Source organism: Dyadobacter sp. LHD-138, from assembly GCF_030929615.1.
Taxonomy (GTDB): domain Bacteria; phylum Bacteroidota; class Bacteroidia; order Cytophagales; family Spirosomataceae; genus Dyadobacter.
The window spans coordinates 62317-85020 of sequence record NZ_JAVFVU010000033.1 but is presented as its reverse complement, the minus strand read 5'-3'; the positions used below and the strand labels follow the sequence as shown (position 1 = coordinate 85020).

The following is a 22704-nucleotide window of genomic DNA, read 5'->3' as shown; positions in this document are numbered from 1 at the left end:
CAGAATTATTTAGACTGGAAAACAAAGGTAACAGCAAATCAATGAACTAAAATTATTTTCAAAATATGAATGACGAATTAAAGAATGAAAGTTCGAAATTAATTGACGTATCTCTACTGAATCCCGCGGTACCCGAAGATGAAAAACAAATAAAAGCTGCATTTGAAGACCGCAACTGGAGTGAAATTAAAAGTGCAGATTCCTGGGTCATATTTAAAGTGATGGCCGAGTTTGTCGAAGGTTTCGACAAGCTGGCGAAAATCGGCCCCTGCGTTACCATTTTTGGTTCTGCGCGTACAAAACCCGATAACCCATACTATAAAATCACGGAAGAAATCGCTGCCAAACTGGTACGCCACGGCTATGGTGTGATTACGGGTGGTGGACCGGGTATCATGGAAGCAGGTAACAAAGGTGCGCACACACAAGGTGGTAAATCAGTTGGTTTGAATATTAAACTTCCCTTTGAGCAACACAGTAACCCGTATATCGACCACGATAAAGACATTAATTTCGATTTTTTCTTTGTTCGTAAAGTAATGTTTGTCAAATACTCTCAGGGGTTTATTGTCATGCCTGGTGGGTTCGGAACCCTGGATGAATTGTTTGAGGCGATGACCTTGATTCAGACCAAAAAGATCGGCCGTTTCCCGATTGTTTTGGTTGGTAGTAAATATTGGTCGGGTTTGATGGACTGGATTAAGAGCACAATGCTTACCGAGGGAAATATTAATCCGGAGGATTTAAAACTTATGAGTATTGTCGATACCCCGGATGAAGCGGTACATGTGATTGATGAATTCTATTCCAAGTATTTGCTGAAACCGAACTTCTGATGAATTTCAAAGAAGTCAACTTTTCAAAAGTTGACTTCTTTAAGTTGTTCCGACCGATTTTGATAATGATCAAAGGAATTCGTTTTCTTGAACTGATAATTTGTCATGACGTAAAAGTAACTCATGGAAGCTCTTTTTATCTTATTGCTGATCTATTCAGTCTTTCTCGTTTGCGTGACAATAGGTTCATGGAGGAAGCTGTTGCGTGCTGCAAAACGCAATGGAGCCCGAACCATCGGGGCAGTAGCAACTGCAATTTTTGTTGTCGGTATCGCTTGGGAGTTATTTGGATTTATCAAAAATGAAAATGGTAAATCTTTTACAGTCGGATGGTTTGCGTTAGGCTTTTTTATGATTCAAGTCCTTTCGATTTATACGTTTTTATGCTGGCTACTCGTCAGGTTTTCAAAGTAAGATCTGCTCGAAACTTATTGTAAAGGAATAGTTCTTTCCATATGTTCAGTCGATTTAATCCTTGTTGAAAGACACTCAAAACACCAAATAAGGCCCAATCTTCTCAATCATATTTTCATCCAAAACCTGTATTTTTTTCAAATCATCAACAGATTGGTAAGGCCCGTGTTGGGTCCTGTAATTGATAATGACGGCATTGATCTTTTTATTTCTCAGGTAAGGATGCTGGCCCAATTCGTCTGCGGTGGCTGTGTTGATGTTAATTTTCTTAACCGGGCTTTGAATTCTCGCAAACCGATTCAGCTCAGATAAAGCCAGCGAATCCAGCCCGAAGATTTCAGAAAACTGACTGGTGGAGTGAAAGCCACCCAAAGCTTCTCTGAATTTTAAAATACGTAGGGATAATTTGCTGCCAATACCTTTCAACTTAATCAGTTCAGTTGTATCGGTGCTGTTGATATCAAAAGGGACGATAACCGGCTTGTTGTAAGCTTTGATTTCTTTGGGTAGCGGATTATTGAGGAAAGTTTTTTTAGGAAAATTTGGGACATAGGTTTTAGGATTGTGTGCAGGTAACGATATGTATGATTCCAGTTTTTTGTAGACTTCAGTTGGGAAATCGTAAATGTGCAGCAAATCTTCTTTTTTCCTGAATTTACCACCCTTGAATCTGTACTTATCAATTCGTTTGGCTATAAATTGCGGAATCCCGAGTTCCTGTAACTGATCCACTGAGGCGGTGTTGGGGTCAAAAGTAAAAAGGCGGACAGGGCGATCTGGCGTATTTTTATATTCCTTTTTTGAATAATTATTTTCTCTTTCAACCGCTTCGGTTGAGGCATCTTTTTCCAACTGCGCCGCAATGCTGTCGAGTTTTTGTGTATTAACGGGTTCGGATGAGGTCGGGAAGTAAGGCAGAATCCAGCGCCGGAAAACGAATGGCGTCCAGACCAGCAGAAACGAAAACGTCATCAGGACGAAGGCGGCGCGGGCTTGTTTCCTGGAAATGCCGAAATAATCTTCAAGCTGATCGAGTATCCGCCGGATCATAAGTCAAAAGTTTAAGAGATAAATAGCAGTCTTGCTTTTGACGTGAGAAAGTTAAATTGGTTTCCAGATTTTTAAAGAAGTATTTTCTGTGATTTGCTCAAAGTCAAAATCGGCATGGCAGAGTTCCATGTCAAAATGAATGCAATAATGAGCAATCAGGCAATCGTTTGCTTTGCGTATGGTAATTCCTTTTTTGCGAAGAAGCCTGTATAGTTGCGCGGATCCATCATACAATTCGAAGGTGGGAGCAGGTAATGATGGCAAATTTTTAAAATGACTTTTAATTGAATCGTACTTAGAGTCAATTTTAACGCCTTGCAAAACTTCCTGAACAATAACCCCGATCATGCAAACCTGGTCATTTTCAAGGCAATAATCAAGAAAGTCGGTCCTGTGATCTTTTACACCATTAAAATAACCGATCCAAACGGACGTATCAAATATCCTGTACATCTTGTGTTCTCATATCATCTAAGTTCCCTTCCCATTCTACCTTTCCACGTAGCGACCTTAATTGTTTACGATGGGTTGCCGAGATAAACTCTTTCAAGGCCGATTCTATGACCTGTTTTTTTGTTTTGATTTGGGTGAGTTGCATGGCTTCTGCCATTAAGGAATCATCAATTTCCACATTTGTTCTCATAATATCGGGATTTTGAATACACACAAATATACAAAATTTATACACATGGTTATGCTTTGCCATCAAATTCCCTAATTTTGCGAACCGATTGCAAAACATGTAAAATTTGCCGTCTCAAAACCTTACGTTTATTAATCAATTGTCTGAATCAATAATGAGCCAATCACCTGCTACCTCTTTACAAGACATTGTAGGGCATGCCAAAGAATACGGATTTGTGTTCCCTTCTTCTGAAATATATGATGGATTGCAAGCCGTTTATGACTACGGTCAGAATGGTGTGGAATTGAAAAATAACCTGAAAGCAGTGTGGTGGAAGGCCATGACGCAGCTGAATGACAATATCGTTGGTATTGATGCTTCCATTTTCATGCATCCGCTTACCTGGAAAGCGTCGGGGCACGTTGACGGGTTCAGTGACCCGATGATTGATAACAAGGATTCGAAAAAACGTTATCGTGCTGATCAGCTTCTGGAAGCGAAAGCAGAACAATATGAAGCGGAAGGCCAGCCTGAAAAAGCGCAGGCTTTGCTTGCTGAAATGGGGCGTCTGTTAAGTGCGGAAAACCTTGAGGCGGTTCGTGAGTTAATTATTGCTGAAAATATAAAATGTGCTGTTTCTGGCACGGCTAACTGGACAGAGGTTCGTCAGTTTAACCTGATGTTCAGTACACAGGTTGGTTCGGTTGCAGAAGATTCAAGTTTGATTTATCTGCGTCCTGAGACGGCTCAGGGAATTTTTGTAAACTTCTTGAACGTGCAGAAAAGCGGTCGTATGAAAGTTCCTTTTGGTATCGCCCAGATTGGAAAAGCTTTCCGTAACGAGATCGTTGCGCGCCAGTTCACTTTCCGTATGCGTGAATTTGAACAAATGGAAATGCAGTTTTTCGTACGTCCTGGTACTGAAATGACCTGGTATGCAGCATGGAAAGAATCCCGTATGAAATTCCATAAAGCCATTGGCTTACCGGCCGATAGCCTTAAATTCCATGATCACGAAAAGTTGGCGCATTATGCCAATGCAGCGGTCGATATCGAATATAAATTTCCTTTCGGTTTCCGCGAAATGGAAGGAATTCACTCACGTACTGATTTTGACCTTCGTAACCACCAGGAATTGTCCAAGAAAAAGCTTCAGTATTTCGACGCGGACCTTGACGAAAATGGCAAACCTTATGGAAATTACATTCCTTATGTTGTGGAAACTTCGGTTGGAGCGGACCGCCTTTTCCTAGCCACTTTCTGCAATGCTTACACCAAGGAAACAGTAGGCGAGGGAGATGCTGTAAAGGAGCGCACTTATTTGAAACTACACCCGGCTTTGGCGCCATTTAAGGTTGCTGTTTTGCCTTTGGTGAAAAAAGATGGTCTGGCTGAAAAAGCACAGGCGATTACCAATTCCTTAAAATCGGCTTTCCGTACAACCTACGATGATGGGGCTGCCATCGGAAAACGTTATACCCGCCAGGATTTGATCGGAACTCCTTTCTGCGTCGTGGTTGATTACCAGACCATGGAAGATGACACCGTTACGATCCGTCACCGTGATTCGATGGAGCAGGAGCGTGTTGCGATCAGTGCACTGAAAGAGAAAATCGGATATGAGGTTTCTATCGAGAGAATTCTTGAAGCGATCTGATAAAACGTATAGCTTTATAAAGTAAAAGAGGATTTCCGATATCGGAAATCCTCTTTTACTTTATATTAAGTCCTGATTACGCAAGCTTAACATTAACGGCGTTTAGTCCTTTGCGACCTTCCTGAAGATCAAAGGTAACATCATCGTTTTCGCGAACTTCGTCTACAAGACCTGAGATATGTACGAAATAATCTTGCCCTGTTTCTGCGTCTTTAACAAACCCGTAACCTTTTGCGTCATTAAAGAATTTAATTGTTCCTTGATTCATAAAAATATTAAATTGGATTTTTTGAAGCAAATATAATGATAAGGGTTACTTATTTACAATACTTAATAATAAAATAATGAAGTATTTTCTTTGCTAAGCCATAGTGTTGAGGAATATTTCATTTGTTTTTTGAAATTTTTCTTTCTCTCACAGTAAAACTTTACCTTTGCGGTTTATATCGCATTTTCTATGACTGAACAGATTCTTATTCTAGATTTTGGCTCACAGTACACGCAATTAATTGCGCGTCGGGTTCGAGAACTCAATGTTTATTGTGAAATCCATCCATACAATAACTTCCCGGAGATTACTCCGAATATCAAAGGTGTTATTCTTTCAGGTAGCCCCTGTTCCGTGAGGGACGAGAATGCGCCTTATGTTGATCTCGAAAAATTCAGGAAAATTGTTCCTGTTTTGGGCGTTTGCTACGGAGCTCAGCTTATGGCGCAATTGCTTGGCGGTGACGTGAAAGCATCGCAGCACCGTGAGTATGGAAGGGCTCGCTTGGAAATAGACGATGAAGATTCTTCATTGCTTGCTGGACTTTCGACGACGTCTCAGGTTTGGATGTCACACGGGGATACGATTGTCAGCATACCTGAAAATTTCCGGATCATTGCTTCTACGGAATCTGTAAAAGTGGCTGCCTACAAACTTGAAGGCGAGCTAACGTACGGTATTCAATTCCACCCGGAAGTTACGCACTCTACTGAAGGTAAGAAGCTGATGCATAACTTCGTAGTCAATATTTGTGGCTGCAAGCAGGACTGGACTTCTGAATCATTCGTTGAACAGACAATCCATAACCTTCGTACCAAACTGGGTGATGACCGTGTGGTGATGGCCCTTTCAGGTGGTGTAGATTCTACCGTAGCGGCAACATTGGTTCATCAGGCCATCGGAGCGAATCTGTTCTGTATTTTTGTAGATAACGGTTTGTTAAGAAAAGACGAATACGATCAGGTACTTCACTCGTACCGTGATATGGGTCTGAATATAAAAGGGGTGGATGCAAAAGACCTTTTCTATGGCGCACTGGACGGCTTGACCGATCCGGAAGCAAAAAGAAAAGCGATCGGTAAAGCATTTATCGATGTTTTTGATCAGGAATCGCATTTAATTGAAGACGTTAAATGGCTGGGTCAGGGAACAATTTACCCGGATGTGATCGAATCGGTTTCGGTGAAAGGTCCGTCTGCAACGATCAAGTCTCACCACAACGTAGGTGGTTTGCCTGATTTTATGAAACTTAAAGTGGTTGAACCGCTGAATACTTTGTTCAAAGACGAAGTACGTGCAGTGGGTAAAACTTTGGGTATCGATCCTAATATTTTAGGCCGTCACCCATTCCCGGGGCCTGGTTTGGCGATCCGTATTTTGGGTGATATTACACCTGAAAAAGTAGCGATTTTACAGGAAGTTGATGCAATATTCATCGGCGGATTGCGGAAATGGAACTTGTACCATGAAGTTTGGCAGGCCGGTGTTATGCTTTTACCTGTTAAAAGTGTTGGGGTAATGGGCGATGAGCGTACTTACGAAAGTGTAGTAGCGTTGAGAGCAGTTACTTCCATTGATGGCATGACCGCCGACTGGGCGCATCTGCCTTTTGATTTCCTTGCCGAAGTTTCAAACGATATTATCAACAAAGTGAAAGGCGTTAACCGCGTCGTTTATGATATTTCGTCGAAACCACCAGCAACGATCGAGTGGGAATAATAGCATTTAGTTTGTAGATATAAAAAGGAAAGCGGACTGAACAGTCCGCTTTCCTTTTTAGCATGATCTATGTAAAAGTCCGTCAGGATCGCCCGATTCCACGGCTGATCAGACTTAAAACGAATAAAACTAAAAAGACGAAAAAAAGTATTTTAGCAATTCCGGCAGCACCTGCTGCAATTCCACCAAATCCAAGTACTCCGGCAATGATGGCTACGATCAGAAATATTACTGTCCATCTAAGCATAATTGACAAATAGTTAGTTGATTAAAAGTATAATCAAATTTTACTAATTATGTGCCAAACTGCATGGGGGCGGAATCAGGTTATTTTGCATGTTTTATGTAGAGATTGCTACCCAAATTTATCCTATTTTAACCATATCAGTGACAAGTGATATCTGATTCAATCAATAATTGAAATATTTTAATTATTGATAGGATTTTAAATTGTAATTAATGCGATTATTCGGCTAGTTGGCTGATTTGGGTTAATTTGCAGGATATTTTAAATGAAATTTTAGTTTTTACGAATGAATAGATTGCTTTTTGTTTTATTGGCTGGTTTGAGTTGTACAGCCGCATTTGCTCAGTCGGACAGATGGCAGCAACGTGCCAAATATCAGATGAATGTAGATTTTGATGTTACTACAAATCAGTATAAAGGCGTACAGAAACTGGTTTACAGTAATAATTCCCCGGATACGCTGACCAAGGTTTTTTATCATCTCTATTTAAATGCATTTCAGCCGGGCAGTCAGATGGATGTTCGTTCCAGGACGATCAGTGATCCGGATCCTCGTATGAAAGACCGTATTTCGAAGCTTTCACCGAGTGAAATCGGTTACGAAAAAGTCCTTTCTTTAAAACAAAACGGCAAACCGTTGCAGTATGAAGTGGTGGGGACAATTCTGGAAGTTACGCTCGCGGAGAAAATTCTGCCTAAAACACAGCATACTTTCGACATGGAATTTGAAGCGCAGGTTCCCATCCAGATTCGTCGTACGGGTCGTGATAACAGTGAGGGCATTGATTATTCGATGGCGCAGTGGTACCCGAAATTGTGTGAGTATGATTACGAGGGATGGCATTCCAACCCGTATATCGGGCGGGAATTTTATGGCGTTTGGGGTGATTTCGATGTGAAAATTACACTTGACAATGCTTACGTTGTGGCAGCGACGGGTTATTTGCAAAATCCTGAAAAGATCGGATATGGTTATAGTAAGAAAGAGGTGAAACATAAAGCCGGCGAAAAACTTACCTGGCATTTCATTGCGCCGGAAGTACATGATTTTATGTGGGCTGCCGACCGTGATTACAAGCACGACGTGGTGAAAGTGGATGACAATCTTGACCTGCATTTTTTCTACCAAACGGATACACTGGCAAATGTCTGGAAGGAAATGGAGCCTTTGGCAGTGGAGGCGTTCAAGATCATGAACGAGAAATTTGGCCGTTATCCTTACAAGCAGTATTCTATCATTCAGGGCGGTGACGGCGGTATGGAGTATCCGATGGCTACGCTGATTACAGGTCGTCAGAATTTGTCAGGTTTGCTGAGTGTGGCGGTGCACGAATCGATTCATAGCTGGTTTCAGATGATCCTGGGAACGAATGAATCCAAATATTCGTGGATGGACGAGGGTTTCACAACCTATGCGCAGAACATCGTTTTGGCGGAATTGTTTCAATCAAGACTCGATCCTCAGCGCGGTACGACCAACAGTTACCGCAATCTGGTGAAATCAGGATTGGAAGAACCGTTGACTACCCATGCAGACCATTACAATACCAACCGGGCTTACAGCATCGCGAGTTATTCCAAAGGCGCTGTGTTTTTGAACCAGCTTGGTTATATTATCGGAAAGGATAAGCTGGAAACGGGTATGAAACGTTATTTCAATGAATGGAAATACAAACACCCAAACCCGACGGATCTGAAACGTATCATGGAAAAAGAATCTGGCCTGGAGTTGGACTGGTACTGGGAGGATTTCATAGGAACGACCAAAACGATTGATTACGGTATTAAGGAGGTGGTTTTAAATGCAGGAAAAACGGATATCGTATTGGAACGCATCGGGCAGATACCTATGCCTCTGGACGTGGTTGTTAGCTACAAGGACGGAACGCAGGAAAATTTTTACATTCCGTTAGAAATAATGCGTGGTGAGAAAAGTGAAAAAATATATGCCAAAACCACTTTACTGGCAGACTGGGGATGGACGTATCCGGAATATACTTTCAGAATTGACCGGGCTGATATTGATCGCGTCGTGATTGATCCCAGCCAGCGCATGGCCGACATCAATCTTGAAAACAATACGTATCCTTCGTTGCCTAAAACTTTGCCAAGGATGAAAGGCGAGAGAACGAAGTAGCAAAACAGTATCATTTGAAAAACCGGATAACTTTCAATCAACGAAGGCTATCCGGTTTTTTGTTAAAAGGTTATCGCAAATCGGATAATCTGAACGTAGTACCGATTCGGAATTCAACCTTGTGTAATTTTGAGCCGTCAAACTGGGCAACCGTCTCCACTCTGAAGAAACGCAGAATATCATCCAGTCCATATACGATTTCCGAATAATGGCGGGAGGTTGGGGAGAACAAGTAATGGACCTGTACTGTTTCTTTGAGCCCAGATAAGCGAAATACGGGTAATTGCGTAACCAAAAAGCGTTGCATGGACCATAAGGCGTGGCCTTCGATAAACCAGGATCGGGTGCTGTGCGCATAATAAGGCAGGCTGCGGAACTGTGCCAGCGGGTCTCCCATTCTGAAAAAAGATTCGTTCCCGAGGAAATGACGGAAGTCGGGGAAATAAAGCTCTTTTTTACTCAAAAATCCCCCTCCCTTAACCGAATAACGTATTGTGTTTCTGGGACCTAAATCAATCGACTGACGTATCCCGCCCTGAAGGAACTTATAATCCACATCACCTGCAAAAGGCAGTCCGCTCTTATAAAGAACACTAAGTGCCGGTTTTGTACTTTGTAAATATCGTTTTTCGCCGTTCCTGACCAGATATCTTCTCCAAGGACGGATATCCGCGCTAAACTGGAAAATCAGGGCATCATGGTTCGGGAAGCCTGTGTTTTCAAGTTCGTCATTAAGCGGACGGTTGGGGGAAAATGTTCTGTTTGACCAGTTGACGTACGATTTCAGGTTTTCCATATCAAACAATTCCTGTCGTTTTTCATATTCCAGACTGGAGTTAATGCTGAGTATGTCAAAAATATTACGGAAGGAATATTCCGCTTTCAAGAACTTCGATTGGTATAATTTCGCGCGGTTACGTTCAAAAATCAGGGTTGAAATCGTATTGCCAAAAGGCGCTATCGGGTTGTCCCGGTTAATCTGATTAACCATTTCTCCGCCTGTGAGCAGCAGGTTGGATCTTTTATTGCCAATATTTGCCTGTAAATTTCCATTGAAGCGGTTGCGGCCGAAGGTGTACCGCGCATAAGGACGAATATTGAAATAACTTGATTTTCCCCATCTCTTCTGATATTCCGCAGCCAGGTTAAGGGCATAACCTTCCACGGTGTTGTAATAAAAAGCCAGGAGCGGACTTTCGATGTGTAATGAATTTTGTTTTTTGAAATGGTACGTATTGCCGATCAGCAGGTGATATCCTTTAAAGTAAGCAGAATCGGGCCGGCTCTTTTCTTTTGCTGCATCCTTAACGACTTTAATGCTGTCCTGCATGGCATAACTCTGGACCTCTGAGTTGGTCAGTGGAATAGGACGAAGATTTTCCCAATAAACCGTGTCCCTTTTGTTTGCCATGGAATCAATAACAATGGAATCTTCGCGGACGACCCTTGTATTTTCACCGTTCTTTTTGCGTTCTTTTTTTAATTCCTTTTCATATTCTTTGGTGAATTTTTTCAGGTTTTTGGTCGAAAATTCCTTCTGGTCACGAATCATTTTTTCCAGATTTTTCTTTCTGATTTTTTCCGATTCCTCGGCGTCGACTTTGGGATCGTGCACGACAATCTCTTCTTTTAAACCCGGATCGATATCCATCTTCTGATACGTAAGCGAAACCAGGTATTTGAATTCACCGGCAAACCCCAGATAACTTCCCTTGATCCTGAACTGCTGATTAACGGGTAACCAGATATTTTGAACAGGATTGAAGAGCTGTTTGGCAGAAATATCGAGCCCGCTCGTTGTCGTTTCGAGGTCATAGCTATGAATGGCCCAGCGCTCGTCGATGATGTACAAGCTGCCGCGGAAAATGCCTTCGCCATAGGCTTTCGGGATCACTTTGATTTTGTTAATGATCTGCCCACGATCCTCGAAGTAACCTTCGTACTCAAACTTGTAATAAGCAAAAGATTTAGGCGAAAGTGGGGAAATGGTGCCTGCAATTTCAGGGCTGTATAGGCTGGCTAAAATGTATTCATTGGGCGAAGGAATACTATTGTCCAAACTATTGCGGGTCGAAATAATATGCTGTTTGAAACTGTTTGGCCGACGGTACTGAATTTCGGCAACACTTTCATTGATAATGGCTTTTCCTTCCTGAACACCTTCTTTTTTCAACCGCCGTTCCACGAGATAAGGGATTTTTGTAGGCAAAGCGGTGCTTCTTGAATAGACTTTCGCCGTGTAAGACCGGACTTGTAACTGGTGAAAACGCGCCTTGGAAATGGCTTTCCGCATGATGGTGTAGGCAGGATCTTCCCGTTTGTTGTCGACTTTAACTTCTTCCAGATTAAGTGCCTGCTCTTCGAGGGTAATGTTTAACTCCTTAAAATCATTGCCGACGACAACGTTTTGGGTCAATGTTTTAAAACCAAGATATTGAAAGATAACTTCATAAGAACCAGCCGGTAAACTGAACTCATACAATCCTTCCTCATTGGCAATGGTGCCTTCGCCCGTGCCTTTGACTAAGATTCCCGCATAGGGCAAAGCTTCTCCTTTTTGATTGGCAATACGGCCTTTTATCCCTCCCGCTTGTGATAACGAAACGATGAAACAAAACAGAAAGGAAAAAAGGAAAAAGCGCATACAGTTAAGTTCGGGATGTTCAGGTTTTTATCAGATACGCAAATGAAACTTTATTCCTTGAGGGAATGGCCGCAATTGCTGCAAAAATTTGCATTCAAGGGCATTCTTTTTCCGCAAGACAAGCATTCCGTAAGATCACTTTTCCTGGGAAGCGGCTGGGATCTTGACATTTCCACCGTCACAATCCCTGTCGGGACTGCAATAATTGCATATCCCATGATCATCACCAGCGAAGAAATGACCTGACCAAGCGGTGTTTGCGGGGTAAGATCGCCATAACCTACGGTGGTTATCGTTACAATTGCCCAATAAATGCTTTGTGGGATGCTTGTAAAACCATTTTCTTCCCCCTCTACTACATACATAACCGTGCCTATGATTAAAACCAGGGCCAGAATAAAGAGCATGAACACCGTGATTTTTTGCAAACTGGCCGCTATGGCGGTTTTTAGAACCTGCGCGTGATGGACGAAACTGCTTAATTTGAGAATTCTGAAAACACGTAAAAGTCTTAAAATTCGTATCGTGATCAGATAATGCCCCGACGGCATGAAATAGGTAAGGTAAAACGGAATAATCGAGAGAAGATCGATGATACCGTAAAAACTCAATAGATATTTTAATGGCTTGGGATGACTGTAAACTCTTAGAAAATATTCTATCGTGAATGCGATGGTGAAGAAGGTTTCAAGATAGAAAAAAATGGATTCATAACTGGCTCTGATTTTAGGGACACTTTCCAGGCAGACAACCAGGATACTAAGCAAAATAAACCAAAGCAGGACGACGTCAAACAATCGTCCTTTTCTTGTATTTGCTCCAAAAATGATAATAAAAAGTTGTCCCCGTAACGAATTACGATCTATGGCCATGACACTACAATTGAGATGTAAGCCGGCAATGTAGTAAAAGCCCGGGTCTTGCACAAAATGCAAGGGCCCGGGCTTTGGGTTTTATGTTGGTCTGAAAGCTGTTTTAACAGTTCCCGTCGGTGGTGCAGCTATCTCCTTCGGCGTAGGTCAACAGAGGAGCTGGGTTTTCCTTTTCCCATTCCTGAAATGATTTTTGCAAAGCGCCCAAAAATGTTTCGGTCTGTTGCGCGCCCGAAACCGCATATTTTCTGTCGAGTACGAAAAAGGGAACACCTCTGGCGCCAACCTGCTGTGCTTCGTAAACATCCTTACGTACATCTTCCGCAAACTGGTTACTGGTTAACACATTTTTTACATCCGTCGCTTCCAGGCCAATTTTTGTTCCAAGGTCGGCTAAAACGTCGTGATCCGCCGTGTTTTTCCCTTCGGTGAAATAAGCGTGGAACAAGGCTTCTTCGGCTGCCGATCCCAGTTTATTTTTCTTGGCAAACTGAATAAACCGGTGACTGTCAAAGGAGTTGGCCAGTACGGTTTTATCCATATGATATTCCAGACCTACCTCCTCGGCAATGCTTGTAACATGGTCGAGCATTTGCGTGGCGTGGTCGGACGTAATGCCTTTTGCTTCAATCAGATATTCGACAATGCTCCGATCCGGATCGGTTTCCATGTCGGGATTTAACTGAAAACTTTTCCATTCTACTTCAATCCGGTCTTTTTGTGGAAATTGTTCCAGTGCTTTTTCAAACTTGCGTTTGCCTATATAACACCAGGGGCACATCACATCACTCCATATTTCAACTTTCATTGTTGTTGTGTTTTAGTTTTGGCCATGTTTACCATCCAAAATCAGATGGTAACAAAAAGCGCTTCATGTGTTTTTCTTACTTTTTTGGCGCTGGCCAACGGGTCGTTTTCACTGTCGCGATAGCCCAACGTCATGATCACAACACTGTTCAGCCCTTTTTCGTTTAAGCCTAAAATTTCATCCAGGCCTTTTGCGTCAAATCCTTCCATGGGTGTTGCGTCAATCTGCTCAGAAGCCGCTGCGACAAGCGCATGGCCCAAAGCAATGTACGCCTGGCGAGCAGCCCACTGTGCATTTACTTCTTCGCTGCGACTTAGCAAGCCCGCACCGATTGAATTTTTGAAACCGTCAAGCGACGCAACGGGTATGCTGCGCGTATCGGCGATCAGATTCATGTAATCGGATACATTTTCAGAGGTCAGTTTATTGTAAGCCGCAAAGACCAAAACATGTGAAGCTTCGATAATCTGGGGCTGAGAATAGGCCACTTTATGGATTTTTTCTTTTACTTCCTGATCTTCAATAACAAAGACGGTGTAGGGTTGCAGGCCGGCCGAAGATGGGGAAAGTTTGATGGCTTCCAGAATTACATCCAGCTTTTCGGATGGAATTTTATTGCCATTCATTCTTTTTGTAGCGTAACGCCAGTTTAATGTTTCTATCAGGTTATTCATTGTAGCAAAATTTTATTTAAATTTGGTGATGCAAACTTAAATAAATAAACTATACATTTGTAAGTACTATACAAAAGGATAGTAATAAAGTTTTTAGACAACCATCATGGAAGCGAAAGAAGCATTTTTGGAGAAAAGATTGAGTCACAGTGATTGCACGAAAAGCCTGCTGCCTGTTCGTGATGCACTGGACGCGTTGAACGGCAAGTGGAAATTACAGATCATCATTTCGCTGATGTTTGGAAACAAGCGTTTTACCCAGATTGCGAAGGAAATTCCGAATATTACGGACAAAATGCTGTCAAAAGAATTGAGAGATCTGGAAGCAAATGAGCTTGTGAAACGTACTGTTTACGATTCGATACCGGTTGTTGTGGAATATACGCTGACGGAACATGGCCATTCACTGCGGGAGTTAATCGATGTGCTGCGGGTATGGGGCGTTAAGCACAGGAATATGGTAATGGGACGGGAGGTTGTTGAAAGTTGATGGGTTTAAAATAAACTGAGAGTTGAAAATTGAATGTGAGCAACCTCACCGCGCGGCGGACCGCTTTCAATTCTCAACTCTCAACCGCGCGGCGGACCGCTTTCAACTAAAAAACTAAGCCAAACGGTTGATGCAGTTCAAGTCTTCGAAAGCTACTTTCAAACGAGCGATCATGCTTTCTTCACCTTTACGCAACCAAACGCGTGGATCGTAATATTTCTTGTTTGGAGAATCAGCGCTTTCAGGGTTTCCTAATTGAGACTGAAGATATCCTTCTTTGTCTTTGTAATATTTAAGAATTCCTTCCCAGGTTGACCACTGAACGTCAGTATCGATGTTCATTTTGATCGCACCGTACTCGATCGCTTCACGAATTTCTTCACGTGAAGAACCTGAGCCACCGTGGAATACGAAGTTAACCGGAAGTTCACCTGTTCCGAATTTCTCCTGGATATAATGCTGAGAATTACGAAGGATTTTCGGCTCCAATTTCACGTTACCTGGTTTGTAAACACCGTGAACGTTTCCAAATGCTGCTGCAATGGTGAAGTTAGGGGAGATTTTGCTCAATTCTGCGTAAGCATAAGCAACTTCTTCAGGCTGCGTGTAAAGTTTCGAGCTGTCAACATCGCTGTTATCAACACCGTCTTCTTCTCCACCAGTTACACCCAATTCAATTTCAAGTGTCATGCCTAATTTAGACATACGTTCGAAATATCTGCTGCAAATTTCGATGTTTTCTTCAAGCGGTTCTTCAGACAAATCGATCATGTGCGAGCTGTACAAAGGCTTGCCATATTGATCAAAGTGACGCTCACCAGCATCCAAAAGACCGTCGATCCAAGGAAGAAGTTTTTTAGCGCAGTGATCCGTATGTAAAATTACAGGAACGCCATAAACCTCAGACATAAGATGTACGTGCTGAGCTCCTGAGATACTTCCTGCAATAGCAGCTTTTTGATTCGTATTTGATACACTCTTTCCTGCGTAAAAAATTCCACCACCATTCGAAAATTGAACAATAACGGGACTGTTTACGGCCGCAGCCGTTTCCAATACTGCATTCACTGAGTTAGTGCCTACAACGTTAACAGCCGGAAGGGCATAATTATTTTCGTTGGCATGACGGAAAATTTCGCTAACTCCGTCTCCGGTAATAACACCGGCAGGAAAGCGCTTTGTTGTTTCGCTCATAGTAAAATAAGATATTTTATCAAGAAATAATTTTACAATTCGGGCATTGAAGCCCAATTGTACAGGAATTGCTGCAAGTTAACGATTTTACAGAAAATGGGAGGGATATGTAAAGGATATTATAGCGTCGGCAGATCATTTTAATGACCGTGACCATTTTGATTCATTCTGTGTATATTTGAAAAAAGAATAGCATAGAACGACGTCTTGAGTGTCACCAGGCGTTATTAAGTTACAAAATTAAAATTGCATGTCTCCAAAATTAACCCGAACCATTCTTCTTGCCGGCACCGTCGGTTTTTTAATTGTATGGGTTCTCGAATTTCGCCGCACCACGTTGTTTGATAGCTACTGGCTTTTATTATTGAGTATTACTTGCCTGTTGTTTTTCCAGTTTAACCGGTTAAAATCGTCATTGGCTGCGAAGAAAAAAGCAGAGGAAGAGGAGCTGTCAAAAACGGCGAAAAAAGCAGGTGTATCTAAAACGATCAAAAAATGAATGTTCTGTTAGTCGGTTTTGCAATATTTTTCTTCGTGCTGGCGGGTTACTATGGGGCGGTTCGCGCCGTGGTGCTGGGTGTTTCGATTGACCGGTATTCGTTGAGAAATGAAAATGCAACGCAGATTTTTCAGGCGCTGTACTGGCGCCGGATTTTGCGCATGATCCGGCTGGCTTTTGTAGCGCTCGGCTGTTTTTATGCAGTCGCTTTTGTTTTTCCGATTTTGCGGGATTCTCTTGGTCTTGCTGAGGAGCTTACGGTGGCGGTGCTTTTTGTAGGGCTTGTCATTTTATGGATATTCTGTTATGCCTCCTGGGTAAGGATCGGGCATAGTTTTCCCAAAGTGCTGGATCTGAAATCTTTTCCGGTTCGTTTTGCCGAATGGGTAATGACACCGCTTTACTGGTTTGTTGAGCCTTTTGTGAAGGAAAATGCCTTGTCATACTATTTGCGGGATGAAGCAGCCTCAGCCGATGATCCGGATTTCGACGATCATAACATTGAAGAAAGGATGTTTATCAATGCGTTGGATTTTAAGGATCTGCGGATTCGTGATTGTATGATTCCAAGAACTGAAATTTCGGCAGTCAATGTGAATGATACCATTGAAGATCTGAAAAGAGCGTTTCTGACGAGCGGGCATTCCAAAATAATTGTTTACCGCGAATCCGTGGACGATATCCTGGGTTACTGTCATGCCTTGTCTCTTTTTCGTAAACCTAAGGAAATCAGCAGCATCGTAACGCCGATTTTAATCGTGCCGGAAGCCATGCCTGCCAGTGATCTTATGCTCCGTTTTCTGGAAGAAAGAAGAAGTCTGGCTTTGGTGGTGGATGAATTTGGCGGAACCTCGGGTCTGGTGAGTGTGGAGGATGTTGTGGAGCAGATTTTCGGTGAAATTCAGGATGAATATGACTCAACGGAAGACTGGACGGAGCGTAAAATAGACGAGAATACCTACATCCTGAGCGCAAGGCATGAGGTTGACTATCTCAATGAAAAATATGGCTGGGAGCTTCCGGAGGGAGATTACGATACTTTGGCAGGGATGCTGATACAGGTGCACGGGGATTTGCCGGAAGTGAATGATGAAATTGATATGCCGCCATACTCTTTCCAGATTATATCCATGCAGGATACCAGAATTGAATTGGTCAAGCTGACCCGTGTCCGAAATGGAAGCGGACCGGTGAGTGTAGAAAGTAGTGAAATTTAACGATAAATAACGCCCAGAAACTTATCCCGATGACCACCCGCAGCCAATTTAAAGTACTCTTTTTATCCGCCGTTGTTTTACTGTCAATAGCCGGTCGCAGCGTTTTCGCTCAGAAGCAGGCTGACGATTTTCGCAGGAAAATTGAAAAGATTATTCCCGAAGCAAAAGGTACGGTCGGAGTGGCCATTATGGGCCTGGAAGACAGGGAGACGTTTTTATTTAACGAAAGCCTGAGATATCCCATGCAGAGCGTGTACAAGTTTCCGCTGGCCATGGCCGTATTGGATCAGGTTGACAAAGGTAAATTATCACTAAATCAGAAAATCCGTGTTACGCCTAAGGACTTACTGCCTAATACGTGGAGCCCGATCCGGGAAAAATATCCGAAAGGAAATGTAGATTTGAAACTGTCAGAAATTCTGTCATACACGGTTTCGCAAAGTGATAATAACGGTTGTGACATTTTGTTCCGTTTGCTGGGAGGTCCTAAAAAAGTGGATGCCTACGTGCAAAGTATTGGGGTTAAAAGTATTGTTATCGCTGCGACGGAGGAAGAGATGCACAAGGCATGGAATGTACAGTTTACCAACTGGTGTAAACCGCGTGCGATGCTGCGTTTGCTGGATATACTTTATAAGGGAAAAGCACTATCAAAAACCAGCAATGATTTTCTTTGGAGGATCATGACCGAAACGACTTCTGGCCCCAATAAAATCAAAGGTTTATTACCCAAAAATGCATTGGTTGCGCATAAAACGGGTTTGTCGGATACAAAGGACGGGATACTGGCTGCCACCAATGATGTAGGAATTATGACGCTTCCAAACGGTGAGCATGTTGCCATCGTTGTATTTGTGTCCAATACACCGGTAGATGAAAAAACGCGGGACGGTGTGATCGCGCAAATTTCAAAAGCTGCCTGGGATTATTTTTTAGCTAAAAAGTAGCGTTTGAGTCACCTCATTCACTGCTTACTCATTGATTAAATTGTGCAAATAATAGTAGAAAACATAGGTAAAAAATTCATTCAGGAATGGATTTTCCGTCGGGCGAATTTTGTGTTGGAAGGGGGGCAGAAATATGTTTTTGTCGGTCCGAACGGAAGCGGAAAATCAACGTTGCTACAATTGCTGACGGGTATGACCCCGGCGACCGAGGGCACGATCCGTTATCTCGGAAAATCCGGAAAGGAAATTGATGTTGAAAAATGGTATAAACATCTGGTGATTGCGGCGCCTTATCTGGAATTGATTGAAGAGTTTACATTGAGGGAGCTGATTGATTTTCACAAAAAATTCAAACCGTTAAAAAACAATATTTCAACGGCTGATTTCGAAGATTTTATACAATTGCCTCATGCCAGTAGCAAAGTGATCCGTCATTTTTCATCCGGCATGAAACAGCGGGTAAAATTGGGACTGGCCTTTATGTCCGATGTTCCGGTTATTTTTTTGGATGAGCCTACGACAAATTTGGATGTAACCGGTATAAACTGGTATCTTGACAACGTTATTTCTGCCACTGAAAATCAGCTCGTTTTACTGGGCTCCAATGTGAAACAGGAATATGAGTTTTGTGAAAATATCATCTCGGTTTCTGCGTTCAAATAGAAACGGAATAAGTTCGGATTATGGCGAAAACTATACAATGTCTTTTGATTTTGGTACTGGTTTTTTTTGGAGCGATCACAACATCGTCCGGTGCCGGAATGTACTTTATCCAGAACAAAGGTCAATGGGAGGCCGATATTTTATTCCGTACAGAAATCCCCGGAGGTTTTTTATTCCTGAAAAATAAATCACTGGTTTATGTACTTTACGATGCTTCAAAAGTATCAGCCCTACACGCCAAGACACCCGTTTCGTCTTCAATAGCAAAAGCCCCGGCACCAAAAGGTTCTGTTATTGATGCCCATGGCGTGGAAGTCCGGTTTGAAAACTGCAATACCGAGATTAAGTACATCACAAAAAATCAGGTCAAACCCCGTTTTAATTATTTTCTTGGCGGAAATGCCTCGCTTGCCGGTGATGCCGGTGCTTATGAAGAAGTGATTTATCAGGGCGTTTATCCGGGTATTGATCTGCGTATCTACATTTACGACAGCACACTGAAATATGAGTTTATTGTCCATCCCCAGGCAGATGCTTCGCGGATCCGGCTGAAATATGAAGGAGCCAGCGACATTAGTATCAATGAATCCGGGCAGACGATCGTAAAAACTTCTGTTGGACAGTTCAAGGAGGCTCAGCCTTATTCTTACCAGATCATCAATAAAAAAACGCAGGACGTAGCGTCCAAAATAATTCTGACCGAGAAGAATAACATTCAGTTTTCTTTGCCCAAAGGGTATAACAAGTCAGAAATGCTGACGATTGATCCGGAGCTTATTTTTTCAACCTATTCGGGTTCAACGGCAGACAACTGGGGACACACCGCAACTTATGATGCTGCCGGAAATCTTTATTCGGGCGGTACTGTTTTTGGCGTGGGTTTTCCGGCGACTACCGGTGCGTTTCAGGTGAAATATTCAGCTGTGATTGATGTAGGTATCCTCAAATTCAGTCCCGATGGAAGCCAGTTACTTTACGCGACTTATCTGGGAGGAAACAATACGGAAGTTCCCAATAGTCTGATCGTAAACAGTAAGAATGAGCTGCTGATTTTTGGAACAACATCTTCGACCAACTTCCCGACTAGTACAACGGCCTATCAGAAAGTATTTGGCGGAGGCGTATCTGTGGAACCCGTCGGGGGTATTGAATTGGGAAATGGGAGTGACATCTTTGTCTCAAAATTAAGCGCGGATGGGAAACAACTCACGGCGTCCACCTATGTTGGCGGGAGCGGCAATGACGGATTAAGCAACACGGATATTGTTAAAATCAGAAATTACGGCGATAGTTTTCGGGGGGAGATCGAGCTGGATGACCAGGATAATGTCATCGTGGTCACATCGACCAATTCAGAGAATTTCCCGCTGCAAAATCCTGACCAAAATAAGCTTTCGGGTATTCAGGATGGCGTTTTGATTAAACTTTCACCGGAATTAAACGCCATGTTGTGGGGGACTTATGTTGGCGGAAACGGTTTTGATGCTGTTTTTTCGGTTAAGCCGGCGAAAAACGGAGACGTTTATCTGACGGGAATAACCCAAAGTAATAATTTACCGGCAAGCAGCACGTCTTATCAGCCTAAATTAAGTGGTGTGGAAGATGCTTTCGTTGCCATTTATAGCAACGGAAAGTTGAAGGGACTGACTTATCTGGGGACCAGTGCCGCGGATGGGGCTTATCTTTTAGATCTGGATCCTAATGAAAATGTCTTTGTTTACGGACTTACTTTGGGCGAATATCCGGTTAGCAAAGGCGTGTACAGCAATGCCAAAAGCAATCAGTTTATTCACGCGCTGGATCATTCACTTTCTAAGTCTATTTTTTCTACTACCATCGGGGCGGGAAGAGGAGTCCCGGACATTTCTCCAACCGCGTTTCTTGTTAGCGAATGTGGTAATATTTACATTGCGGGCTGGGGTGGTGATGTGAATATTACAACAAGATATAATCTGACGAGCAGCACTTTGGGCCTGCCCGTTACTGAGAATGCGATGCAACCCATAACGACGGGTAATAACTTCTATATCGCGATACTTGAAGAAGGGGCGAAATCACTTTTGTATGCGACTTTTTTCGGTAGCAGCGACCGCCAGGCCGAAGGCGACCATGTGGATGGCGGAACGAGCCGGTTTGATAAAAACGGTATCATATATCATGCGACCTGTTCCTGTGGAGGTAGTAATTTTCCGATAGCCCCGCAAGCCTGGTCGAAGACAAACAAAAGTCCTAATTGTAATAATGCAGCATTTAAAATAGATATCGACAGGCTGAAAGCAGACTTTGATGTTTATGCAGGAGAGAAAAAAAATGTTCTGGCCGGATGCGTGCCATTAACACTGGATTTTATCAATGCCAGCGAAGGTGGTGTGGAGTATTTTTGGGAGATTAATGGGAATGGTATATCAAGGGAAGAGGATGGCGGGAGTTATACTTTTACGGAAGCTGGCGAGTATAAGGTGACGCTTAAAGCCTACAATAAGCTGAGTTGTAAGCGTATGGATATGGCTGAGAAAATCATTAAAATTGAAAGTGTAAATGCCAGGGTAATTGCGGATACAACGGTTTGTGAGAACAAAACCATAAGCCTTTTTGCGAGCGGGGGCACAAAATATCAATGGTCGCCGGGGACGGGATTGGATAACCCGGCAAGTGCAACGCCTAAGGTTACGACTGATAAAACAACGGAATACAACGTAACGATTAGTACGGCCAATGGCTGTTCGGTAACAAAAAAGGTGGTTGTTCATGTGGAAGAGAACAGGGACTTTGTAGCACAATCGGGTCTTACTGCCTGCGCCGGTGCTTCGGTTGCTTTGACGGTTTCGGGCGAGGCATCGGAATATCATTGGACGGGCGATTCTACATTAAGTGAGACGAGCGGGAAATCGGTTACGGTCAGCCCTATGCAAACAACGACTTATACGATTGAAGGTATTTATTCAAATGGCTGTCACCCGAAAAGACAGATTACGGTAACGGTTGACAAAGGGCATGCACCGGCTTTCGAAATTGTGAGGTCGGGTGGAGAATGCAACAAGCCGGTAAAATATTCCATGTTGAACAAAACGGCGAATGCACAGCGATATGAGTGGAATCTGGGTGCTGCGGGCGGTATTACAACGGCCAGTATCGAAAATTATACCTATGAAACGCCGGGGAAATATATTGTCACGTTAACTTCCTTTAACACTGCTGGTTGTTCTCTTTCTGTGTCCAGGGAATTGGCCGCTGAGCCTGCACTTGTCATTGCCAATGTGATAACTCCAAACGGTGATGGCAAAAACGATACGTTTGTAATACCAATGCCGGGATCTTCTCTGGAGGTTTATAACCGATGGGGGAAAAGTATTTTCAAGACGACAAATTATAAGGACGACTGGGGGAAAGGAATCGCCAATGGAACCTACTTTTATGTCGTAGATACACCCGGTGGTAACCATTGCAAGGGATGGTTTGAAGTTTTACAGTAGTCATGAAAGTTTTTAATTGAAAATAATTAGCTTTTAATAGCATTTCCCGACAGTGAGATCCGGCGGCAGAGCCGTTTGGTTAAATCAGTAATTTTCAGATATTCACAGGCGGCTCCGACGGAGCCGTGATCTTGATGTATTTGTCGTTTTTCTATAAACAGGTAGCTCTGATGGAGCAGTCACTACCGGCGGCATCGACGCCTCCTGTTTCTAGCTATCGTTTTCTCTCTCTCAGTTTTGACTCTGTGAGGAGTCCCCTGTTTGGAATCG

21 protein-coding genes are annotated in these 22704 nt (G+C 42.9%); 11 read left to right on the top strand and 10 right to left on the bottom strand.

Features of this window, described 5'->3' with window-relative positions:
• Positions 1-65 precede the first annotated feature (65 nt).
• Both RB622_RS22610 and RB622_RS22605 read left to right on the top strand, forming a co-directional pair.
• Positions 66-836: a TIGR00730 family Rossman fold protein gene (locus RB622_RS22610; RefSeq protein ID WP_308048963.1), complete on the top strand. Its 771-nt coding sequence runs from the start codon at positions 66-68 to the stop codon at positions 834-836.
• Between the two features lie 123 nt (positions 837-959).
• Complete coding sequence (locus RB622_RS22605) at positions 960-1250, top strand: hypothetical protein (RefSeq protein ID WP_308048962.1); 291 nt, start codon at positions 960-962, stop codon at positions 1248-1250.
• Positions 1251-1325: 75 nt separating this feature from the next.
• Here the strand turns inward: RB622_RS22605 and RB622_RS22600 are convergent, their stop codons facing one another.
• Genes RB622_RS22600 through RB622_RS22590 form a run of 3 tightly spaced genes read right to left on the bottom strand, consistent with a single transcriptional unit; the run spans position 1326 to position 2943 of the window.
• Positions 1326-2300, bottom strand: a complete 975-nt coding sequence (locus RB622_RS22600; protein ID WP_308048961.1) for a helix-hairpin-helix domain-containing protein — start codon at positions 2298-2300, stop codon at positions 1326-1328.
• Positions 2301-2351: 51 nt separating this feature from the next.
• Entirely contained in the window at positions 2352-2753 is a 402-nt protein-coding gene (locus RB622_RS22595; RefSeq protein WP_308048960.1) for a PIN domain nuclease, read from the bottom strand.
• The gene (locus tag RB622_RS22590) at positions 2737-2943 is read right to left on the bottom strand and encodes a type II toxin-antitoxin system VapB family antitoxin (protein WP_308048959.1); all 207 of its coding nucleotides are present in this window, start codon (positions 2941-2943) and stop codon (positions 2737-2739) included. Before RB622_RS22590 ends, RB622_RS22595 begins: the two co-directional genes overlap by 17 nt.
• Positions 2944-3097: 154 nt before the next feature.
• Here RB622_RS22590 and RB622_RS22585 point away from each other — a divergent pair, with 154 nt between their 5' ends.
• Positions 3098-4582: a glycine--tRNA ligase gene (locus RB622_RS22585; RefSeq protein ID WP_308048958.1), complete on the top strand. Its 1485-nt coding sequence runs from the start codon at positions 3098-3100 to the stop codon at positions 4580-4582.
• A 76-nt stretch (positions 4583-4658) separates the two neighbouring features.
• Here the strand turns inward: RB622_RS22585 and RB622_RS22580 are convergent, their stop codons facing one another.
• Positions 4659-4850, bottom strand: coding sequence for a cold shock domain-containing protein (locus tag RB622_RS22580; RefSeq protein WP_308048957.1), 192 nt, complete (start codon positions 4848-4850; stop codon positions 4659-4661).
• A 189-nt stretch (positions 4851-5039) separates the two neighbouring features.
• On the opposite strand from RB622_RS22580, the gene guaA reads away from it, so the two are divergent.
• Positions 5040-6569, top strand: a complete 1530-nt coding sequence (gene guaA, locus RB622_RS22575; protein ID WP_308048956.1) for a glutamine-hydrolyzing GMP synthase — start codon at positions 5040-5042, stop codon at positions 6567-6569.
• 82 nt (positions 6570-6651) lie between these two features.
• Here the strand turns inward: guaA and RB622_RS22570 are convergent, their stop codons facing one another.
• Positions 6652-6816, bottom strand: a complete 165-nt coding sequence (locus RB622_RS22570; RefSeq protein ID WP_308048955.1) for a DUF1328 family protein — start codon at positions 6814-6816, stop codon at positions 6652-6654.
• 286 nt (positions 6817-7102) lie between these two features.
• Here RB622_RS22570 and RB622_RS22565 point away from each other — a divergent pair, with 286 nt between their 5' ends.
• Entirely contained in the window at positions 7103-8953 is a 1851-nt protein-coding gene (locus RB622_RS22565; protein ID WP_308048954.1) for a M1 family metallopeptidase, read from the top strand.
• Between the two features lie 70 nt (positions 8954-9023).
• Here the strand turns inward: RB622_RS22565 and RB622_RS22560 are convergent, their stop codons facing one another.
• The 4 genes from RB622_RS22560 to RB622_RS22545 form a co-directional block, all read right to left on the bottom strand.
• Complete coding sequence (locus RB622_RS22560) at positions 9024-11597, bottom strand: DUF5686 and carboxypeptidase regulatory-like domain-containing protein (RefSeq protein ID WP_308048953.1); 2574 nt, start codon at positions 11595-11597, stop codon at positions 9024-9026.
• Positions 11598-11647: 50 nt separating this feature from the next.
• Positions 11648-12469, bottom strand: a complete 822-nt coding sequence (locus tag RB622_RS22555) for an ion transporter (protein ID WP_308048951.1) — start codon at positions 12467-12469, stop codon at positions 11648-11650.
• A gap of 103 nt (positions 12470-12572) precedes the next feature.
• Positions 12573-13277: a DsbA family oxidoreductase gene (locus RB622_RS22550; protein WP_308048949.1), complete on the bottom strand. Its 705-nt coding sequence runs from the start codon at positions 13275-13277 to the stop codon at positions 12573-12575.
• 41 nt (positions 13278-13318) lie between these two features.
• Positions 13319-13951 (bottom strand): NAD(P)H-dependent oxidoreductase, encoded by a 633-nt coding sequence (locus tag RB622_RS22545; protein WP_308048947.1) that lies wholly within the window; start codon positions 13949-13951, stop codon positions 13319-13321.
• A 106-nt stretch (positions 13952-14057) separates the two neighbouring features.
• On the opposite strand from RB622_RS22545, the gene RB622_RS22540 reads away from it, so the two are divergent.
• Positions 14058-14441, top strand: a complete 384-nt coding sequence (locus RB622_RS22540; protein ID WP_308048946.1) for a helix-turn-helix domain-containing protein — start codon at positions 14058-14060, stop codon at positions 14439-14441.
• 114 nt (positions 14442-14555) lie between these two features.
• Here RB622_RS22540 and fbaA read toward each other — a convergent pair whose 3' ends face one another.
• A complete protein-coding gene (gene fbaA, locus RB622_RS22535; protein ID WP_308048945.1) occupies positions 14556-15635 on the bottom strand; it encodes a class II fructose-bisphosphate aldolase in 1080 nt (359 codons plus the stop codon).
• 250 nt (positions 15636-15885) lie between these two features.
• On the opposite strand from fbaA, the gene RB622_RS22530 reads away from it, so the two are divergent.
• The 5 genes from RB622_RS22530 to RB622_RS22510 are packed head-to-tail and all read left to right on the top strand — an operon-like array spanning position 15886 to position 22434.
• Positions 15886-16134 (top strand): hypothetical protein, encoded by a 249-nt coding sequence (locus RB622_RS22530; protein WP_308048944.1) that lies wholly within the window; start codon positions 15886-15888, stop codon positions 16132-16134.
• Entirely contained in the window at positions 16131-17351 is a 1221-nt protein-coding gene (locus RB622_RS22525; RefSeq protein ID WP_308048943.1) for a hemolysin family protein, read from the top strand. The genes RB622_RS22530 and RB622_RS22525 overlap by 4 nt, the downstream gene beginning before the upstream one ends.
• Positions 17352-17380: 29 nt before the next feature.
• Positions 17381-18298, top strand: coding sequence for a class A beta-lactamase, subclass A2 (bla, locus tag RB622_RS22520; RefSeq protein WP_308048942.1), 918 nt, complete (start codon positions 17381-17383; stop codon positions 18296-18298).
• 42 nt (positions 18299-18340) lie between these two features.
• Positions 18341-18961, top strand: coding sequence for an ABC transporter ATP-binding protein (locus RB622_RS22515; protein WP_308048941.1), 621 nt, complete (start codon positions 18341-18343; stop codon positions 18959-18961).
• Between the two features lie 20 nt (positions 18962-18981).
• Complete coding sequence (locus RB622_RS22510; RefSeq protein WP_308048939.1) at positions 18982-22434, top strand: gliding motility-associated C-terminal domain-containing protein; 3453 nt, start codon at positions 18982-18984, stop codon at positions 22432-22434.
• Positions 22435-22704 lie beyond the last annotated feature (270 nt).

Bases quoted from the DNA above. Each gene is read 5' to 3' on its own strand.
- RB622_RS22610 (WP_308048963.1), top strand. From the start codon at position 66: ATGAATGACGAATTAAAGAATGAAAGTTCGAAATTAATTGACGTATCT.
- RB622_RS22605 (WP_308048962.1), top strand. From the start codon at position 960: ATGGAAGCTCTTTTTATCTTATTGCTGATCTATTCAGTCTTTCTCGTT.
- RB622_RS22600 (WP_308048961.1), bottom strand. From the start codon at position 2,300: ATGATCCGGCGGATACTCGATCAGCTTGAAGATTATTTCGGCATTTCC.
- RB622_RS22595 (WP_308048960.1), bottom strand. From the start codon at position 2,753: ATGTACAGGATATTTGATACGTCCGTTTGGATCGGTTATTTTAATGGT.
- RB622_RS22590 (WP_308048959.1), bottom strand. From the start codon at position 2,943: ATGAGAACAAATGTGGAAATTGATGATTCCTTAATGGCAGAAGCCATG.
- RB622_RS22585 (WP_308048958.1), top strand. From the start codon at position 3,098: ATGAGCCAATCACCTGCTACCTCTTTACAAGACATTGTAGGGCATGCC.
- RB622_RS22580 (WP_308048957.1), bottom strand. From the start codon at position 4,850: ATGAATCAAGGAACAATTAAATTCTTTAATGACGCAAAAGGTTACGGG.
- guaA (WP_308048956.1), top strand. From the start codon at position 5,040: ATGACTGAACAGATTCTTATTCTAGATTTTGGCTCACAGTACACGCAA.
- RB622_RS22570 (WP_308048955.1), bottom strand. From the start codon at position 6,816: ATGCTTAGATGGACAGTAATATTTCTGATCGTAGCCATCATTGCCGGA.
- RB622_RS22565 (WP_308048954.1), top strand. From the start codon at position 7,103: ATGAATAGATTGCTTTTTGTTTTATTGGCTGGTTTGAGTTGTACAGCC.
- RB622_RS22560 (WP_308048953.1), bottom strand. From the start codon at position 11,597: ATGCGCTTTTTCCTTTTTTCCTTTCTGTTTTGTTTCATCGTTTCGTTA.
- RB622_RS22555 (WP_308048951.1), bottom strand. From the start codon at position 12,469: ATGGCCATAGATCGTAATTCGTTACGGGGACAACTTTTTATTATCATT.
- RB622_RS22550 (WP_308048949.1), bottom strand. From the start codon at position 13,277: ATGAAAGTTGAAATATGGAGTGATGTGATGTGCCCCTGGTGTTATATA.
- RB622_RS22545 (WP_308048947.1), bottom strand. From the start codon at position 13,951: ATGAATAACCTGATAGAAACATTAAACTGGCGTTACGCTACAAAAAGA.
- RB622_RS22540 (WP_308048946.1), top strand. From the start codon at position 14,058: ATGGAAGCGAAAGAAGCATTTTTGGAGAAAAGATTGAGTCACAGTGAT.
- fbaA (WP_308048945.1), bottom strand. From the start codon at position 15,635: ATGAGCGAAACAACAAAGCGCTTTCCTGCCGGTGTTATTACCGGAGAC.
- RB622_RS22530 (WP_308048944.1), top strand. From the start codon at position 15,886: ATGTCTCCAAAATTAACCCGAACCATTCTTCTTGCCGGCACCGTCGGT.
- RB622_RS22525 (WP_308048943.1), top strand. From the start codon at position 16,131: ATGAATGTTCTGTTAGTCGGTTTTGCAATATTTTTCTTCGTGCTGGCG.
- bla (WP_308048942.1), top strand. From the start codon at position 17,381: ATGACCACCCGCAGCCAATTTAAAGTACTCTTTTTATCCGCCGTTGTT.
- RB622_RS22510 (WP_308048939.1), top strand. From the start codon at position 18,982: ATGGCGAAAACTATACAATGTCTTTTGATTTTGGTACTGGTTTTTTTT.